This is a genomic window from Campylobacter sp. JMF_04 NA10 (genome assembly GCF_027737655.1).
Lineage (GTDB): Bacteria > Campylobacterota > Campylobacteria > Campylobacterales > Campylobacteraceae > Campylobacter_B.
Genome location: NZ_JAOVTZ010000001.1, coordinates 26,109 through 42,551, shown reverse-complemented (window position 1 = coordinate 42,551; position 16,443 = coordinate 26,109). Strand labels below are relative to the sequence as shown.

The 16,443-nt window shown below is 40.1% G+C and carries 20 protein-coding genes; 19 read left to right on the top strand and 1 reads right to left on the bottom strand.

Annotated features, from left to right (window positions below):
• The first annotated feature begins 16 nt into the window (after positions 1-16).
• The 17 genes from OFO12_RS00215 to OFO12_RS00135 all read left to right on the top strand — a co-directional run bounded on the left by OFO12_RS00215 (position 17) and on the right by OFO12_RS00135 (position 14,731).
• Positions 17-589: a lipid-binding SYLF domain-containing protein gene (locus OFO12_RS00215; protein WP_270861941.1), complete on the top strand. Its 573-nt coding sequence runs from the start codon at positions 17-19 to the stop codon at positions 587-589.
• A 23-nt stretch (positions 590-612) separates the two neighbouring features.
• On the top strand, positions 613-1,185 hold the full coding sequence (locus OFO12_RS00210) for a DedA family protein (protein WP_270869040.1): 573 nt from the start codon (positions 613-615) through the stop codon (positions 1,183-1,185).
• Complete coding sequence (locus OFO12_RS00205; protein ID WP_270869039.1) at positions 1,178-1,612, top strand: ribonuclease domain-containing protein; 435 nt, start codon at positions 1,178-1,180, stop codon at positions 1,610-1,612. Before OFO12_RS00210 ends, OFO12_RS00205 begins: the two co-directional genes overlap by 8 nt.
• Positions 1,612-1,869 (top strand): barstar family protein, encoded by a 258-nt coding sequence (locus OFO12_RS00200; protein ID WP_270869038.1) that lies wholly within the window; start codon positions 1,612-1,614, stop codon positions 1,867-1,869. The genes OFO12_RS00205 and OFO12_RS00200 overlap by 1 nt, the downstream gene beginning before the upstream one ends.
• Positions 1,870-1,950: 81 nt before the next feature.
• Positions 1,951-2,955, top strand: coding sequence for a type I glyceraldehyde-3-phosphate dehydrogenase (gene gap, locus OFO12_RS00195; protein ID WP_270869037.1), 1,005 nt, complete (start codon positions 1,951-1,953; stop codon positions 2,953-2,955).
• 1 nt (position 2,956) lies between these two features.
• On the top strand, positions 2,957-4,168 hold the full coding sequence (locus OFO12_RS00190) for a phosphoglycerate kinase (protein ID WP_270869036.1): 1,212 nt from the start codon (positions 2,957-2,959) through the stop codon (positions 4,166-4,168).
• Complete coding sequence (locus OFO12_RS00185) at positions 4,165-4,857, top strand: triose-phosphate isomerase (RefSeq protein ID WP_270869035.1); 693 nt, start codon at positions 4,165-4,167, stop codon at positions 4,855-4,857. Before OFO12_RS00190 ends, OFO12_RS00185 begins: the two co-directional genes overlap by 4 nt.
• Positions 4,854-5,672 carry an enoyl-ACP reductase FabI gene (gene fabI, locus OFO12_RS00180; RefSeq protein ID WP_270859372.1) on the top strand — a complete coding sequence of 273 codons (819 nt, stop codon included), beginning with the start codon at positions 4,854-4,856 and terminating at the stop codon, positions 5,670-5,672. The genes OFO12_RS00185 and fabI overlap by 4 nt, the downstream gene beginning before the upstream one ends.
• A gap of 53 nt (positions 5,673-5,725) precedes the next feature.
• Positions 5,726-6,706 carry a 3'-5' exonuclease gene (locus OFO12_RS00175; protein WP_270869034.1) on the top strand — a complete coding sequence of 327 codons (981 nt, stop codon included), beginning with the start codon at positions 5,726-5,728 and terminating at the stop codon, positions 6,704-6,706.
• Positions 6,684-7,535, top strand: coding sequence for a DNA ligase (locus OFO12_RS00170; protein WP_270869033.1), 852 nt, complete (start codon positions 6,684-6,686; stop codon positions 7,533-7,535). The genes OFO12_RS00175 and OFO12_RS00170 overlap by 23 nt, the downstream gene beginning before the upstream one ends.
• Before the next feature lie 45 nt (positions 7,536-7,580).
• On the top strand, positions 7,581-8,570 hold the full coding sequence (galE, locus tag OFO12_RS00165; RefSeq protein ID WP_270868074.1) for a UDP-glucose 4-epimerase GalE: 990 nt from the start codon (positions 7,581-7,583) through the stop codon (positions 8,568-8,570).
• A gap of 1 nt (position 8,571) precedes the next feature.
• Positions 8,572-9,018 carry an acyltransferase gene (locus OFO12_RS00160; RefSeq protein ID WP_270869032.1) on the top strand — a complete coding sequence of 149 codons (447 nt, stop codon included), beginning with the start codon at positions 8,572-8,574 and terminating at the stop codon, positions 9,016-9,018.
• Between the two features lie 120 nt (positions 9,019-9,138).
• Positions 9,139-10,266: an N-acetylgalactosamine-N,N'-diacetylbacillosaminyl-diphospho-undecaprenol 4-alpha-N-acetylgalactosaminyltransferase gene (gene pglJ, locus OFO12_RS00155; RefSeq protein ID WP_270869031.1), complete on the top strand. Its 1,128-nt coding sequence runs from the start codon at positions 9,139-9,141 to the stop codon at positions 10,264-10,266.
• On the top strand, positions 10,259-12,430 hold the full coding sequence (locus tag OFO12_RS00150; RefSeq protein WP_270869030.1) for an STT3 domain-containing protein: 2,172 nt from the start codon (positions 10,259-10,261) through the stop codon (positions 12,428-12,430). Before pglJ ends, OFO12_RS00150 begins: the two co-directional genes overlap by 8 nt.
• Before the next feature lies 1 nt (position 12,431).
• Complete coding sequence (locus OFO12_RS00145; protein WP_270869029.1) at positions 12,432-13,559, top strand: glycosyltransferase family 4 protein; 1,128 nt, start codon at positions 12,432-12,434, stop codon at positions 13,557-13,559.
• Positions 13,552-14,157: an undecaprenyl phosphate N,N'-diacetylbacillosamine 1-phosphate transferase gene (gene pglC / locus OFO12_RS00140; protein ID WP_270869028.1), complete on the top strand. Its 606-nt coding sequence runs from the start codon at positions 13,552-13,554 to the stop codon at positions 14,155-14,157. The genes OFO12_RS00145 and pglC overlap by 8 nt, the downstream gene beginning before the upstream one ends.
• Complete coding sequence (locus tag OFO12_RS00135; protein ID WP_270869027.1) at positions 14,144-14,731, top strand: acetyltransferase; 588 nt, start codon at positions 14,144-14,146, stop codon at positions 14,729-14,731. Before pglC ends, OFO12_RS00135 begins: the two co-directional genes overlap by 14 nt.
• 205 nt (positions 14,732-14,936) lie before the next feature.
• Here the strand turns inward: OFO12_RS00135 and OFO12_RS00130 are convergent, their stop codons facing one another.
• Positions 14,937-15,125 carry a hypothetical protein gene (locus OFO12_RS00130; RefSeq protein ID WP_270868060.1) on the bottom strand — a complete coding sequence of 63 codons (189 nt, stop codon included), beginning with the start codon at positions 15,123-15,125 and terminating at the stop codon, positions 14,937-14,939.
• Between the two features lie 136 nt (positions 15,126-15,261).
• Between OFO12_RS00130 and OFO12_RS00125 the strand changes: the two genes are divergently transcribed.
• Together OFO12_RS00125 and OFO12_RS00120 are read left to right on the top strand one after the other, a co-directional pair.
• On the top strand, positions 15,262-15,603 hold the full coding sequence (locus tag OFO12_RS00125) for a hypothetical protein (RefSeq protein WP_270869026.1): 342 nt from the start codon (positions 15,262-15,264) through the stop codon (positions 15,601-15,603).
• A 79-nt stretch (positions 15,604-15,682) separates the two neighbouring features.
• A complete protein-coding gene (locus tag OFO12_RS00120) occupies positions 15,683-16,417 on the top strand; it encodes a DUF3944 domain-containing protein (RefSeq protein WP_270869025.1) in 735 nt (244 codons plus the stop codon).
• Positions 16,418-16,443: the final 26 nt, after the last annotated feature.

The window sequence follows — 16,443 nt, the reverse complement described above, 5'->3', positions numbered from 1 at the left end:
TAACTAAGGATAAAAAATGAAAAAAATCATACTTTCACTTTTGCTTTTTGTGGGCGCACTTTTTGGAGAGGACGAGCTTTTGATAAATAGCGCGGGCGCGTATTCGTCTGTGATGAAAAGCAACTCTGCGTATAAATACCTAGCTAATGAGGCCGAGGCTGTGCTGATTTTCCCAAGTGTGAAAAAGCTAGGCTTTATCATAGGCGGAATGTATGGCGAGGGCGTCATTGTCTATAAGGGCGGTCAGGTAAGTGCTGTGGATATTTCAAACGCTAGTATCGGGCTTCAAATAGGCTATGAGGATAATTATTTGGTAATTTTCGTGATGAGTGAGGCTATGATAAATAAAATGCGCAAATCCCAAATCACCCTCTCAGGCGACGCGACAGCCGTGGTTGGCAATTACAGCGCGGATTCTGGCAGACTTGATATGATAAATAAAGATATGTATGTTTTCACAAGCAAGGGTGGATTTTTCGCCGGAGTAAGCCTAGGCGGCTCTGTCATAGAAACCAAAAATAGCGTGGCTTTCGATACTTCCACACAAGAATACAGGCTTTTAATGCAGGTTTTAGGGCGAAATTTTTAGGCTAGATTAAGTGGGTAAATTTCATGGATTCTATGTTTGAAAACCTCCATACTTGGGGATATTTACTACTTTTTTTATACACTTTGGGCGGTGGATTTATCGCCTTGGTGGCTGCTGGAATTTTAAGCTTTACAGGCGAACTTAATATTTGGGTTTGCATAGCCGTAGCCTGCGTGTCGAATTTCTTGGGCGATACTGGGCTGTTTTGGGTCAGTCGCTACAACAAAAAAGATATTATGCCATACCTAAAAAAACAGCGCCGAAATTTGGCTTTGTCGCAAATTTTATTCAAACGATACGGCGATAGGATAATTTTAATCCAAAAATTCATCTATGGGCTAAAAACCTTAGTTCCAATCGCCATTGGTATCACAAAATACTCGTTTTTGAAATTTAGCATTTTAAACGCGGTTAGTTCGCTTGTATGGGCGCTTATCATCGGACTTTTGAGCTTTTATGCAGGCGATTTCGTCCAAGAAATCTACTCTCATATCAAAGAAAAACCTTATATCGCGCCACTAATCCTAGCTTTGGTTGTAGCAGCGATAATTTGCTATTTTAAATTTGCAACCAAAAAAAGAATCAAAGGTGAGTAAAAAATTTCTAAATTTTGCCCTGATTTTCGGGGTTTTAGCATTAGTTTTATTTTTATTTTATGGCAAAAATTCTATTTCGCAAAGCGCGCAAACCCAAAATAGCGAGCTTTGCATTAGCAAAGAGTGCGTGAGCGAGCATATCAAAGCGCACGGAAAACTGCCTTCAAATTTCATCACCAAAAAGCAGGCAAACGCCCTTGGTTGGAGCGGTGGCGATCTGCACGCATACGCGAAGGATAAATCGATCGGTGGCGATAGGTTTGGAAATTACGAGCGCGCGCTTCCTATTAAAAAGGGCAGAATTTACACAGAGGCTGATATTGATTACAATGGTGGTGCTAGGGGTAAAAAACGGCTAGTGTTTTCAAACGACGGCTTGATTTTTTACACAAAAGATCATTACAAGAGCTTTGAGAGGGTGCAATAATGAAGCAAATCACAATCGACGCAGCCAAAGTAAAAAGCAAAGCCGGGCTTTATAAATTTATCGCCAAACGCCTAAATTTCGAGCTTGATTACATTACAAATCTAGACGCACTTTATGACGCACTAACCGAGAGAAGAGAGGCTGAATTTATCATAGAAAACGGCCAAATTTTAAAAGATAAATTTGGCGAATTTTATGAAATTTTGCTAAGTGTTTTCGAAGATAGTGGCGTGAAATTTAGCGTCAAAAACAGCTAAAATTTAATCCATTTTACCGTTAATTAACCCAAATTTTTGTAATATTATAAGATTTTTAAAATTTCATTTTAAGGAAAAATTATGGCAACAAAAATTGCAATTAACGGCTTTGGACGCATCGGCAGATGTGCAGCCAGAATCGCGCTAAATCGCGATGATGTAGAGCTAGTGGCTATCAACGATACCGCTAAACGCGACCTTACTAGATACTTGCTTCAATACGACACAGTTCATGGGGAATTTAATAAAAAAGTTGAAATCATAAACGACGATTACATCGCAGTAGATGGCAAAAAAATCAGAGTTTATAGCACCAGAGACGCTAGCGAGCTCGATTTCGCGGGGCTTGGTGCCCAGGTCGTGCTAGAATGCACGGGAGCATTTTTAACCACAGAAAAATGCAAACCATTTTTGGATAACGGCATTAAACTTGTCGTTATGAGCGCCCCTGCTAAGGACGACACTCCGACTTATGTAATCGGCGTAAATCACGAAAACTACGCAGGCGAGAGCGTGATTTCAAACGCTAGTTGCACCACAAACGGACTTGGCCCTGTGGCTAAAATTTTAGACGATGAGCTAGGTATCGAAAAGGGCTTGATGACTACAATCCACGCTTATACAAACGGCCAAAGCCTAGTCGATGTCAAATCACGCGATTTCCGCAGAAGTCGTGCGGCAGCGTGCAATATCATACCGACTACGACAGGCGCAGCCAAGGCAATCAGCTTGATTTTGCCACAGCTTAAAGGCAAAATGCACGGACAAGCTGTGCGCGTGCCAGTAGCAAATGTCTCAATGGTAGATTTGACCGTATCGACCAAAAAAGAGACCACAGCTGACGAGCTAAATGAAATTTTTAGAAAATACGCTAATGGCGTAATGAAGGGAATTTTGGTCGTCGATGATGACAAACGCGTATCAAGCGATTTTTGCACTTCGACATTTTCGACAGCAGTGGCGAGCGATTGCACGCAGGTGATTGGTGGAAATTTAATCAAAGTGCTAAGCTGGTATGACAACGAGTGGGGTTATAGTAACAGATTGGTTGATTTAGCGGTTTTCGCAGCGTCAAAAAGGGGTTAAAATGAGCCAAATTTTAGATATTAAGGATTTGAATTTTACAGACGGCGCGAAAGTTTTTATTAGATGCGATTTTAATGTGCCTATGGACGAGTTTGGCAATATCACAGACGATCGCAGAATCCGCTCATCAATCCCTACGATTCGCTATTGTTTGGATAATGGTGGTTGCGTGATTTTGGCAAGCCACCTTGGCCGCCCAAAAAACGGCTACGAGGAGAAATTTAGCCTTCGCCCTGTGGCAAAAAGACTTGGCAGATTGCTTGATCGCGAGGTTAAATTTGTCGATGATATTGTAGGAGAGCGCGCTAGCAAGGCAGTTAGCGAGCTAAAAAAGGGTGAGCTTTTATTACTAGATAATTTGCGTTTCGAAAAGGGCGAAACCAAAAACGATACTGAATTAGCCAAAAAACTAGCTAGTTATGGTGAATTTTATGTCAATGACGCATTTGGCGTATGCCACAGAGCGCACGCAAGCGTCGAGGCTGTGACGAAGTTTTTCGACAACGAGCACAAAGCGGCTGGATTTTTACTACAAAAAGAGATTAAATTCGCCGCTGATTTGATCAAACGCCCAGCTCGTCCTTTCGTCGCTGTAACTGGCGGTAGCAAGGTAAGCGGAAAGCTCCAAGCCTTGCATAATCTACTCCCAAAAGTCGATAAACTCATCATCGGTGGCGGTATGGCTTTTACATTTTTAAAGGCCGTCGGATACGATATCGGAAATTCGCTTTTAGAAGAGGATTTGATCGAAGAAGCAAAAAATATTTTGCGCAAAGGCAAGGAACTTGGCGTTAAAATTTATATCCCAGTTGATACTATCGCAGCGCCTGCTTGCTCGCAAGATTCTGTTATGAAGCGCGTAACGGTTCAAGAAATCCCAGCTGGCTGGATGGGGCTAGATATCGGACCTGCGACCGTGGCGCTTTTTAAAGAGGCGCTTGATGATGCGCAAACTATCTGGTGGAACGGCCCTATGGGCGTGTTTGAGATCGATAAATTTGCGCGCGGAAGTATGCGTATATCGCACTTCATCGCTGATAGTGACGCTACGACCGTCGTGGGCGGTGGCGATACAGCCGATGTGGTCGAAAGAGCCGGAAACGCCGATGATATGACATTTATCTCCACAGGTGGTGGGGCTAGCTTGGAGCTAATCGAGGGTAAAGAGCTTCCTGGCGTAAAAGTCCTAACTATCGAGGATAGCGAGCAATGATACTAGCCGCAAATTTAAAATGCAATCACACTAGGGCTAGTTTCGAGCGTTATTGCGAAATTTTAAATGCAAATTTGGGCGATGAAATTTTATCAAAGCACCAAATTGTGGTATTTCCGCCAAGTGTAGCTTTTAATTCGCAAAATCACAAATTCACGCAAGGCGCACAAAATTTCTACCCATGCCAAAACGGCAGTTTCACAGGCGAAATTGGCAAGGAAATGCTGGGTGAGTTTGGTATAAACTGCGTTTTAATCGGACATAGCGAAAGGCGCGAAATTTTGGGCGAAACAGACGAACTAATCGCGCGAAAATTTGAATTCGCAAAGGCAGAGGGCTATAAAATCATCTTTTGTATCGGCGAAAACGAGGCTGTGTATAAAGAGGGCAAAACCAAGGATTTCCTAGCCTCTCAGCTTGAAAAAATCGATTTAGATTACCAGAATTTGGTTATCGCTTACGAGCCGATTTGGGCGATTGGCACGGGGAATACAGCCACGAGCGCGATAATTGATGAAATTTTAAGCTTTTTGCGTACCAAAACAAAGGCGCCTTTGCTTTATGGCGGAAGCGTAAATTTAAAAAATATCGCCGAAATTTCGCAAATTTCAAGTTGCGACGGCGTTTTAGTGGGAACGGCTAGCTGGGAAGCAGAAAATTTCATAAATCTAATCAAGGAAGCAAAATGATACTAAAAGGCAAAAAAGGGCTAATCGTCGGCGTTGCAAATAACAAATCTATCGCTTATGGCATTGCGAAAATTTGCCACGAGCAGGGAGCAGAGCTGGCTTTTACATTTTTAAATGACGCTTTGAAAAAGCGCGTCGAGCCGATTGCAGCGGAGCTTGGAAGCGATAAAATTTATGAGCTAGATATCAACAACGACGAGCATTTGGCGAATTTGCGCGCGAGTTTAGAAAAAGATTTTGGCAAATTTGACTTCGTGCTTCACGCTGTGGCATTTGCCCCACGCGAGGCACTTGATGGCAAATTTATCGACACTACAAAAGAGGCTTTTAATATCGCTATGCAAACCTCGGTTTATTCGCTGATTGCGCTTACAAATGCAGTCGAACCGCTATTAAATGACGGCGGAGCGATTTTGACATTAAGCTATCTTGGCGGCGTGAAATTTGTCCCACATTACAATGTCATGGGCGTAGCAAAAGCTGCGTTAGAGAGCTCAGTTCGCTACCTAGCGCATGATTTGGGTGAGCGCGGAATTCGCGTAAATGCGATTTCAGCGGGTCCGATTAAAACTCTCGCAGCTAGTGGTATCGGCGATTTTCGCCTAATCCTAAAATACAACGAAAAAAATGCCCCACTCAAACGAAATGTGGATATTTTCGAAGTCGGCAAATCTGGCGCGTATTTGCTTAGCGACTTTGCCAGTGCAGTTACGGGCGAGATTCACTATGTCGATTGCGGTTATAACATAATGGGCATGGGCGACATCGCCACCGATGACGAGGGCAACACAATCTTAGCGATTGATAAAAACTAATCCTTTTATCCGCCGTTTTGGCGGATAAACTAGCTTGATTTTATGGAAAATTTATGAATAAAAAACAATCTTACATTTGCGTTTTTGACTGCGAAACTGTGCCTGATACTGCGGCTTTGCTTCGAATTTTAGACAAAGAAATCATTAATGAGTGCTATGATGAATTTGACAAAAAAAAATATGCCAAAATTTTGCTTGCTGGAATTGATGCGAAAATTCAGAGCAAAAACGATAGCGTCTCAAATACTCTGCCTAAAATTTATGGCGATGAGCCGATTTTTAATGATGATAAAAGCAAAATTTTAAACCACAAAAAGCTCTCAATCGCGGCAATGGCGCATTTCAAGGAAAAAACAGGAAGCGAGTTTTTGCCTATAAATTTCCACAAAGTCGTAAGTATCAGCGCGGTTTTGGCTGATGAATTTGGCAAATTTGTGCGTGTAAGCACCCTGCAAGCAGATGATGAAAAGGGCAAAATCAAAAAATTTATTGATTTTATCAACTCACACAATCCGCGCCTTGTAAGCTTCAACGGGCGTGGCTTTGATTTGCCGATGATTATGGTGCGCGCAATGGTGCATAATATCAGCGCCAGCGAGTATTTTTGCACTGATGATAAGCTTGCAAACAAGGATAAATGGACGAATTATCGCTCGCGATATGACGGGGTTTTTCACCTCGATTTGCTCGATCACATTTGCGATTTTGGCTCTGTTAGGGGGCTCAAACTCGACTTTTTGTGCGCGTCTTTGGGACTGCCTGGCAAATACGATGTGCATGGCGATCAGGTTTTGGAGCTGTTTTATGACGAAAAGGGCGATAAAATCGACGAATACTGCCAAAGCGACACGCTAAATACATACTGGCTTTTCCTAAAATACGAGCTTTTGCGTGGCAAAATTTTGCTAAATGATTATTTGGATAATCTAAATTTGATGAGCGAGTATCTGCAAAAACACTGCGCCGATATGGGATATAGCGAGATTTTTTGCGAATTTATCGCGCGCGAGATTGAGAAATTTAAAAATGAATAAATTTGCAAAAACGCTTTTTTGTATTTTTTTATTTTTCGCAAATTTGGCTTTTGGCGATGAATTTCGCCCAATGCTGCTGAAAGAATACAAAAAAGGCATGGATATCTCAGGCTGGGTCGTAAGCGAAAAACTCGACGGAATCCGCGCCGTATGGGACGGCAAGACGCTTCGCTCGCGTAAGGGCAAAATAATAAATGCTCCCGAATCTTGGACAAAAGGATTTCCAAATTTTATGATCGAAGGCGAGCTTTGGAGCAGGCGAGGGGAGTTTGAAAAAATCGCTTCGATTGTGAGCAAAGCCACGCCAGATGAGCGTTGGAGCGAGATTAAATTTTATGTTTTTGATATGCCAAATGAGAGAAAAAATTTGTTTGAAAAGATGAAAATTTTATCAAATTTCATTGAAAAAAACGGCGTGCAAAATTTAGTCGTAATCCCGCAAACTCCGGTTAGTTCGCACGAACAAATCGAAGAAATGCTAAATTTAGTCGTTGATAGTGGCGGTGAGGGGCTGGTGATCCGAAATCCATACGCGCTGTATGAGAGCGGGCGCAGTGCAAATATCCTAAAATACAAAAAAATGCGCGATAGCGAGTGCAAAATCACGCACATAAACCCAGGATATGGCAAAAACAAGGGTAAAATGGGCTCGGTAACTTGCGTGGATATAAAAAGTGGAGTGAAGTTTAAAATAGGGTCTGGTTGGAGCGATGAGTGGCGCGCAAAACCCCCTAAAATCGGCACTATCATCACTTATCAATACCAAAATTTAACGAGTGAAAAAAAGCCTAGATTTCCTACATTTTTGCGCCTGAAACCCGCAATTTAACAAATTTGGGTATAATCAAAAAATTTTTTTTAAAAGGAAAATGATATGAAAATTTTAGTTACAGGTGGCGCTGGATACATCGGCTCACATGTTTTAAAGCAACTTTTAGAATCAAATCGCCATGAAATCGTGGTTGTCGATAATCTTTGCAAAGGCTCAATGAAGGCAATCGACGCGCTTAAAAGCGTAGGCGAGTTTGAATTTATTAAAGAAAATTTGGAAAATTTGCCAGTAATCGAGGAAATTTTTAAAAAAGGAAAATTTGACGCGATTATCCATTTCGCGGCGTTTATCGAGGTTGCCGAGAGTGTGAAAAACCCGATAAAATACTATCTAAACAACACCGCAAACGCGATAAATTTAATCGCGCTTTGCCAAAAATACGGCGTGAAAAACTTCATTTTCAGCTCCACAGCGGCGACTTATGGCGAGCCAGAAAACGGCAAAGTAACCGAGGAAAGCCCGCAAGCTCCGATAAATCCGTATGGCAAAAGCAAGCTTATGGTCGAGTGGATACTAAAAGATACAGCCACTGCGAACAAGGATTTTAAATTTGGAATTTTGCGCTATTTCAATGTCGCGGGCGCGTCAAGCGACGGACTAATCGGTCAAAATTATCCAAACGCCACTCACTTAATCAAAATCGCAACCCAAACAATCACTGGCAAACGCGATAAAATGTATATTTTCGGCGATGATTACGACACCAAAGACGGCACTTGCATCAGGGACTATATCCATGTCGAGGATCTCGCGAGCGCGCATTTAGCGGTGCTAGAATACTTGCAAACCAATGACAGCAATGTCTTTAATGTGGGCTATGGCACTGGATTTAGCGTCAAAGAGGTCATCAGCGAGGCTAAAAAGGTAAGTGGAGTGGATTTTGCGGTCGAAATCGCGCCGCGTCGCGAGGGCGATCCAGCTTGTCTAATCTCAAATGCTTCAAAAATTCGCTTCCAAACAACATGGGTTCCATGCCACGAGGATTTAGACGAGATAATCCAAAGTGCGTTGAATTGGGAAAAGAAGATTTAAATTGATATTAAAAAAGATTAGAAATTTTATAAATCGTTTGCGCGGCGAGGTAAGCACAGATTGGCTTATCTCTCGTGGTATGAAAGTTGGTAAAAATTTTGCCAGGCAAACAAATGTTGTTTTAGATCCGCATCATTGCCATTTAATTGAGATTGGCGATAATGTGACTTTGGCTCCGCAAGTTTATATTTTGTGTCATGATGCTAGCACTAAAATGTTTTTAGGAAAGACCAAAACTGCACCTGTAAAAATCGGCAATAATGTTTTTGTTGGAGCTAGAACTTTAATAATGCCAGGAGTTAGCATTGGCGATAATGTTGTCATAGGGGCTGGTTCGCTCGTAGTGAAAGATATTCCGTCTAATTCACTAGCGTTTGGTAGTCCAGCTAAGGTTGTTAATACTCTTGATGATTATTTAGAAAAAATGAAAATTAAAAATAAATGGTAGAATTTAAATATAAAAAAATATGAATTTAAATATATGAGAATTAGTTTTGCAAATGAATTTATATTTTTACTCAAAATTTATAATGCCGATAAAAAATCAAATCAAAAAAGTGATTAAGCGATGAAAAAATTGAGCGTATTTATTTATTCTATGGCTGGTGGTGGGGCTGAGCGGGTCGTGAGCAACCTTTTACCCGAGCTTTGCAAGGCTTACGAAGTGCATTTGATTTTGATGAACGATAGGATTTTTTATGAAATTCCAAATTCGGTGCAGGTGCATTTCATAGAAAAATCTGCCCCTTTTGAAAACGGCTTGAAAAAGTTAATAAAGCTACCATTTTTAGGGCTAAAATATAAAAATTTATGCAAAAAACTAGGCATTGATATTCACTTTGTGTGGATGAATCGTCCTTGTTATGTGGCTGGTTTTGCGCGAATTTTTGGCGATAAAAAACCTTTGATAATCAACGAGTGTTCGACGCCAAGCGTGCTTTATAAGGAGCCGAATTTCAAATCGAAAATCAGCAAATTTTTACTTCGTTGGCTCTATCCGAAAGCTGATTTTATCTATCCAAATTCGCTTGGGAATTTGTGTGATTTGCGTGATAATTTTGGCATAAATCCAGCTAAAATGGGAGTTTTATACAATGCACTAAATTTAGATGAAATCGCGCAAAAATCGCAAGAGAGCATAGAGCAAAAAAAGCCGTTTTTCCTAAGCGTTGGCAGACTTGATGCCGGGAAAAATCACGAGCTTTTAATCCGCGCCTATGCAAAGCTTAAAAACTGCGATAAAGATTTGCTGATTTTAGGCGATGGCGTGTTGCGTGAGAGTTTGCAAAATTTAATAAACGAGCTTGGGCTAGAAAATAGAGTAAAACTGCTCGGTTTTGATAACAATCCTTATAAATATATGTCAAAATGCTATGCTTTCGTTTTCGTTAGCCTTTTTGAGGGCTTTTCAAACGCGTTAATCGAAGCTTTGGCGTGTGGAAAACTCGTCATTTCTAGCGATCATCAAAGTGGCGCAAGGGAGCTTTTGGGTGATGATGAGTGGGGTGTTTTAGTCGGCGTAAATGATGAAGAGGGCACGATAAAAGCTATGCAAAAAGCGATCGATGAGCCTGAATTTGTAAAAATTTATGAAAAAAAGGCTAAAATAAGAGCCGCTTTTTTTGACAAAAAAAAGATAAGCAAAGATTTAATCTTAAAAATTGAAGAGATCGATAAAGGATATAGGGGTGAATAATAGCGCGCAAAACACGCAAAATGGGGCAAATTTGCCACAACAAAAAGGCGGCGTTTTTAAATTTATCAAAAATTTTGAACTCTCCAAACATTTGTTAATTTTGATTGTTTTAGCTTACGGCGTGAGCGTGATTTTTAGGCTGTATTGGGTGTATTGGGCGAGTGAATACTCTCACATACTTTCGTGGAATAATCAAATCATGATCAACACAAATGACGGCTATGCCTTTGCTGAGGGGACGAGGGATTATTTGGCTGGATTTCATCAGCAAAATGATTTAAGCTACATTGATTTTCCCCTAGCCAAGCTAACCGCGTTATTAGCGCAGATTACGCCATTTTCGCTAGAAACCCTATTTTTGTATATGCCGGTTGTTTTTTCATCGCTTATCGTCGTGCCGATTTTGCTCATTTCGGCTGAATTCCGCGCTCTTAGGGCTGGATTTATCGGCGCGCTAGTTGCTTGCGTGGCAAACAGCTACTACAACCGCACAATGGCTGGGTATTATGATACCGATATGCTAAATATCGTCTTGCCGATGTTTATCTTGTGGGCGTTTATCAGGGTTTGCACCAAGGGCGATGCTAGGGCGCTATTTTTTACAGGCGCATTTGGGATTTTTTATCTGTGGTGGTATCCGTCTAGCTTTTCGCTAAATGCGATGATGTTAGGCGCGCTAGTGCTCTACACGCTGATTTTTGCGCGCAAAAATTTGGTGAATTATGAAGCGATAATTATATTTTTGCTAGCGATTTGTATGTTTAATCTATACGCTAAAATTTTGCTTTTTTTGGCGATTTTTTATCTTTTTGCATACAAAAAAGAGCTTGTAAATTTGAGAATTTTGCTTGGTGTGGGAATTTTAGTTTTTGCGATTTTTGTTTATTGCGGTGGATTAAATCCGATTATTTTCCAGGCTAAATTTTACATTTTCCGTTCATTTGCAGATAACCCTGACACGGTTTTTCACTTTTTTAATGTCAATCAAACTATCCAAGAAAGTGGCCTCGTGCCAAAAGAGGTCTTCATGCGCCGAATTAGTTCGAGCGTGATTGTCTTCGTGGTGGCGTGCGTAGGGTATGTGGTGCTGTGTTTTAGGCACAAAGAGTTTTTGCTCTCACTGCCACTTTTGCTTTTGGGCTTTGCGGCAAACAAAGCTGGGCTTAGATTTACCATTTATGCTGTGGGCGTAATGGGGCTAAGCTTTGGGTATATTTTGTATTTTTCGGTAAAACGGCTAAATCTGCCAAAATTTGCCGCTCGTATTATCTTGCTAGCCTTAACTATTTTGGCGCTTTATCCAGCGTGGCAACACATCAAAGCATACACCGTCGAGACTGTGTTTTTCAAAAGCGAGGTTGAGGTTTTAGACAAGCTCAAAACTATCGCCGATCGCGAGGATTACGCGCTTGCGTGGTGGGATTATGGATATGTCATAAGGTATTATTCCGATGTCAAAACCCTAATCGACGGCGGCAAGCACCTAGGCAACGACAACTACCCGGTAAGCTTCGCGCTTTTGGCTGATCAATACAGCTCAGCGCACATGGCGCGCGTAGATGTCGAATACACAGAGCGAAATTTCACCGAGAAATTTCCAAATAAAATAAAGCAAATTTTAGCTGATTACAAGCTCGATGATTTCAATGCGTTTTTGTTAAATTTAAGCTTGCCGGATTTCAAAACACCAGCTAAAACTCGCGATATTTATTATGTCTTGCCAGATCGCATGATGAGTATACTCTCGACCGTGTCGCAGTTTTCGAACATCGACATAACCACAGGCAAAATGAAAAAAGATAAAATTTTCATTGCTAGCGAAAGGTTTTGGCAAGACGAGAGCGGTATAACTATGGATAATGGTATCAAAATCGCAAATAACTTGCTTAGCATAGAGGCCGAGGGCAATAAATTTCCGATAAATACATTTTTCGAAACCAGCCACAACGCTAGTGGCAAACTCGAAGTCAAAGAGATCAAAGTCGATAGTTCGGCGCAATTTTCGATAATTTATATGAAGGATTATGGCAGATTTTTGCTACTTGATAGAGAAATGCTAAATTCGACCTATATTCAGCTTTTTGTGCTAGAACGCTATAAAAGCGATCTTTTCGAGCCTGTGGTCATGAGCCCAGCTGTGAAAGTTTATAGATTAAAGAAATAAAATGGCGAAATTTGGTTTCCTTTCACACTCTGATATGAGTATTTATTTTTTCAGAGCGCCCATTATGCGGGAGTTACAGCGTCTTGGTCACGAGGTTTTTGCGATAGCTCCATGCGGAAATTATACGGCGAATTTGGAAAAAGAATTTATTAGCGTTAATTATGATTTAGACAAAGCTAGTTTAAATCCGCTCAAAGTATCGCAAAATACGGCAAATTTAGCTGGGATTTTAAAAGGGCTAAATTTGGATTTTTTGCAAACTTCGGCGCACAAATCAAATGTTTTTGGCACATTTGCAGCCAAAAAGGCTGGAATTTCGCGTGTGTTAAATTTAGTCGAGGGTCTGGGAAGCTTTTATATCGACACTGACCTTAAATCTCGCATGGTCAAATTTAGCATTGAAATGCTCTATAAAAGGGCGTTTGCGCAAAGTCAAGGTTGCATTTTTGTCAATGATAGCGACCCTGATTATATGCTCTCTCGCGGACTTATTAGCGAGAATAAAATTTTTCGCATTAAAAGTGTCGGCGTAAATAGCGAAATTTTCGCTGAATTTGCTCACGAGCGCGCGAGCCTGCCCGAGATTACAAAGGGCAAAAAAATCGTGCTAATGAGCGGTCGTGCGCTGTGGCATAAAGGAATTGCCGAATTTTACAAAGCCGCTGAAATTTTAAAAGAGCGCAAAGACGCTTGTTTTGTTTTCGCAGGCGATGTTTTTGCAGGGAATAAAAGCTCGGCTGATGAGGCGTTTTTGCGCTCGGGAAATGTCGTTTGGCTAGGGTGGAGAGACGATGTGGCGCAGCTTTACAAGGCGTGTGATATTTTCGTGCTTCCAAGCTACAAAGAGGGCTTTCCGCGCACCGTTTTGGAGGCTATGAGTATGAGTAGGCCTTGCGTGGTAAGCGATGTGAGTGGCTGTATCGAGGCTGTGGAGGATGGCGTAAATGGGCTAATTTGCAAGGTTAGAAACGCGAGCGATTTGGCTAGAAAAATTGAAACGCTACTTGATGATGAGAGTTTGGCGCACAAAATGGGGCAAGCTGGGCGCAAAATGGTGGTCGAAAACTACGATGAGAAAATCATAGCGAAAAAATATATTGAAATTTACAGGAAATTTATCGATGTATAGGGCATTTTTCAAACGATTTTTGGACTTTTTTGGCGCACTTTTTTTGATAATTTTGACTTCGCCACTTATGATTGTAACATATTGTCTAATCCGCAAAAATATCAGCAAAAGTGCGATTTTTACGCAATCTCGCCCGGGTCTGAACGAAAAAATATTTAAAATTTACAAATTTAAAACCATGAGCGACGAGCGAGACGAAAACGGCGAACTTTTAAGCGACGAACTGCGCCTGAACGAATACGGCAAAAAAATCCGCGCCCTAAGCCTTGATGAGCTTCCGCAACTTTTCAATGTCCTAAAAGGCGATATGAGTTTTATAGGTCCTAGACCTTTGTTGCCCGAATATTTGCCGCTTTACAACGAAGAGCAAAAACTTCGCCACAGCGTGCGACCGGGCATAACGGGGTTGGCGCAAGTAAATGGGCGAAATGCCATTAGCTGGGAAAAAAAGTTTGAATTCGACACGCATTACGCTAAAAATTTAAGTTTCGCGCTAGATTTGAAAATCGCACTTTTAACCATAAAAAAAGTTATCAAAAAAGACGGCGTTAATAAAGACGGTATGGCGACAACGGAGAAATTCAATGGAAAAAACTAAAATTTATATTTACGGCGCAAGCGGTCATGGCAAGGTCGTAGCAGATGTCGCAAAAAGTGCAGGTTATAAAGAAATCGTTTTTTTAGACGACAACGGCGAGTTGAAATTTAGCCCTGATTTGCCGAAATTTCCCGTTATAATCGCAATCGGCGATTGCAAAATCAGAGAAAATTTGCAAAAAAAAGTCAGCGAAGCAGGATTTGAAATCGCCACGCTTATACACGAAACTGCCGTGATTTCGCCCACAGCTAAAATCGGGCGTGGCGTGGTTATCATGCCAAATGTCGTGGTAAATGCAGATGCGATTATCGGCGACGGAGTGATTTTAAATTCGGCTTGTGTAATCGAGCATGATTGCGTAGTGGGCGAGTTTAGCCACATTTGCCCGCGCGTGAGCGTGGCTGGAAATACCAAAATCGGGCGTGGCGTGTGGCTTGGGATCGGCTCGTGCGCGATCCAGGGCATAAATATCGGCGAGGGCTCATACATAGGGGCTGGAAGCGTCATCATCTCAGATATCGCCCCATTTAGTCTAGCTTACGGCAGCCCAGCGAGAATAATTAAAAGAATTTAATAAATTTAATTTCGTATGAAATTAAGTGAAATTTGCTATTTATTATTTCAAAAAATTTCATAGTGATAACTTGGATAAATTGTGCGAGAAGTTTATTGCGGACGAAATGAGATTAAGTAAGCACCAAAGGCTTAATGAGCGCAAACACTTTCTATCAAAAAGGACAATTTTAAAAATATAAACGAGTGTAAAATTTTGTGAGATTTTAGTTTTCTTTATCGAATTTTTTCGCTATTTTGCAGAGTTCATCGTGGTTTTGTTTGCTTTTAGCGATAATATCATCAATCGCCAGTCCTTGCATTATGACGCGATACAAATTCGGTCTAGTCTTTTTCCAGTTTCGCAAAGTCTGCACATTTACACCAAGAAACCCCGCAATATCTCGTTTTGTCATTTTTCACCTACTTTTTTTGCGAAAAAGCTTATAAAAAATGTTTTTAAAATCTAACAGCATAATATTTAGCTATTTTTAAAAAGCATAAATGTTAGGCTTTTTTGGTATAATTGGTAAATTTTTTGAAAGGAAAAAGATGAACAACGAAATTGAACCAAGTTATCCGTTCGAAAACGATAAAACTGACTTTAAAATTTTATTTTGTGATAAAAATAAAGAATTTGTAGTGGCTGTTGGCATCAATAAAAAGGATACAAATAGAAGAAAATCGGTTTGTATTAGGTGGCTAATCGGCATAGACGGCAAACATAATGATATTGGCTACCCAAATATTGGTAAAACAAGAACTTGGGTTATGATACATAAAAATTTATTACAAGATTTTTTAGAAATTTTAAATAAAAAAGACGGAGCAAATAGAGATAACATAGCAAAAACTTTAAATGAGTTAAAAAGCAATGAAAAGGATTTTATTTAGCATTTGCTAGTTATAGTTTTTTAAAATTGCTTACTTGATCATTGGTATTGTGAATAGAATTTTTACAAAAGGATATTTTATGGCGTATATTTATGATGAAGATTTAGAATTTTTAGGAAAATTAAGTTCAAAAGATTTAAGCGACTTGGTTGATTTGCTTATTCGTAATCCAAAAGGACAAGGGGAAAGATTAGCTGAAACTTTAAGTATTAGCGATGAATATAAGAAATATGGTGATGACTATCAAAAATATTATAGGCGTATAATAGAAGAGTTTCAACATTTTGGTGGCAATACTATTGCAAACATATTTAGGGGACACGGTGTATGTTATAGGGAAATTTTATGTGATGTTTGCGATAAATTGAAAGTAAATTATAATAAAAAATCAGATGTAGATGTTATTGAAATGAATTTTTTGAATAAAATTTTAGAAATTAGTTTAGATAATATGGATGAAAAACAAAAACGAGAATTAAAAGAAGAATTTGCAAAACAAGGCATTAACATTAAAGGAGAAATAAGTTTAGGTGCAATTATCGCAATTTTCAATGCTGGTGGTTTTGCATCATATCAAGCTCTTTTAATATTTACAAACTACATATGGAAATTAGTATTTAATCGAGGTATTAGCTTAGCAGGAAATGCTGCCTTAACAAGAGGTGCATCTATCGTAACCGGTCCTGCTGGTTGGGCTATACTTGGTCTTTGGACACTCATAGATATTGCGAGTCCTGCTTTTAGGGTTACTATTCCTTGCACAATAATAATATCGCTTCTTAGGAAAAAAATAAAAACAGAAAATCAAAATTAAGGAGAAAATTATGCTGAAAAGAAATT

What these genes read in the sequence shown, in the direction of transcription:
- fabI (WP_270859372.1), top strand. Translation starts at nt 4,854, where the DNA reads ATGATACTAAAAGGCAAAAAAGGGCTAATCGTCGGCGTTGCAAATAAC.
- OFO12_RS00135 (WP_270869027.1), top strand. Translation starts at nt 14,144, where the DNA reads ATGGAAAAAACTAAAATTTATATTTACGGCGCAAGCGGTCATGGCAAG.
- pglC (WP_270869028.1), top strand. Translation starts at nt 13,552, where the DNA reads ATGTATAGGGCATTTTTCAAACGATTTTTGGACTTTTTTGGCGCACTT.
- OFO12_RS00200 (WP_270869038.1), top strand. Translation starts at nt 1,612, where the DNA reads ATGAAGCAAATCACAATCGACGCAGCCAAAGTAAAAAGCAAAGCCGGG.
- OFO12_RS00145 (WP_270869029.1), top strand. Translation starts at nt 12,432, where the DNA reads ATGGCGAAATTTGGTTTCCTTTCACACTCTGATATGAGTATTTATTTT.
- OFO12_RS00185 (WP_270869035.1), top strand. Translation starts at nt 4,165, where the DNA reads ATGATACTAGCCGCAAATTTAAAATGCAATCACACTAGGGCTAGTTTC.
- galE (WP_270868074.1), top strand. Translation starts at nt 7,581, where the DNA reads ATGAAAATTTTAGTTACAGGTGGCGCTGGATACATCGGCTCACATGTT.
- OFO12_RS00190 (WP_270869036.1), top strand. Translation starts at nt 2,957, where the DNA reads ATGAGCCAAATTTTAGATATTAAGGATTTGAATTTTACAGACGGCGCG.
- OFO12_RS00215 (WP_270861941.1), top strand. Translation starts at nt 17, where the DNA reads ATGAAAAAAATCATACTTTCACTTTTGCTTTTTGTGGGCGCACTTTTT.
- pglJ (WP_270869031.1), top strand. Translation starts at nt 9,139, where the DNA reads ATGAAAAAATTGAGCGTATTTATTTATTCTATGGCTGGTGGTGGGGCT.
- OFO12_RS00120 (WP_270869025.1), top strand. Translation starts at nt 15,683, where the DNA reads ATGGCGTATATTTATGATGAAGATTTAGAATTTTTAGGAAAATTAAGT.
- gap (WP_270869037.1), top strand. Translation starts at nt 1,951, where the DNA reads ATGGCAACAAAAATTGCAATTAACGGCTTTGGACGCATCGGCAGATGT.
- OFO12_RS00130 (WP_270868060.1), bottom strand. Translation starts at nt 15,125, where the DNA reads ATGACAAAACGAGATATTGCGGGGTTTCTTGGTGTAAATGTGCAGACT.
- OFO12_RS00175 (WP_270869034.1), top strand. Translation starts at nt 5,726, where the DNA reads ATGAATAAAAAACAATCTTACATTTGCGTTTTTGACTGCGAAACTGTG.
- OFO12_RS00125 (WP_270869026.1), top strand. Translation starts at nt 15,262, where the DNA reads ATGAACAACGAAATTGAACCAAGTTATCCGTTCGAAAACGATAAAACT.
- OFO12_RS00210 (WP_270869040.1), top strand. Translation starts at nt 613, where the DNA reads ATGGATTCTATGTTTGAAAACCTCCATACTTGGGGATATTTACTACTT.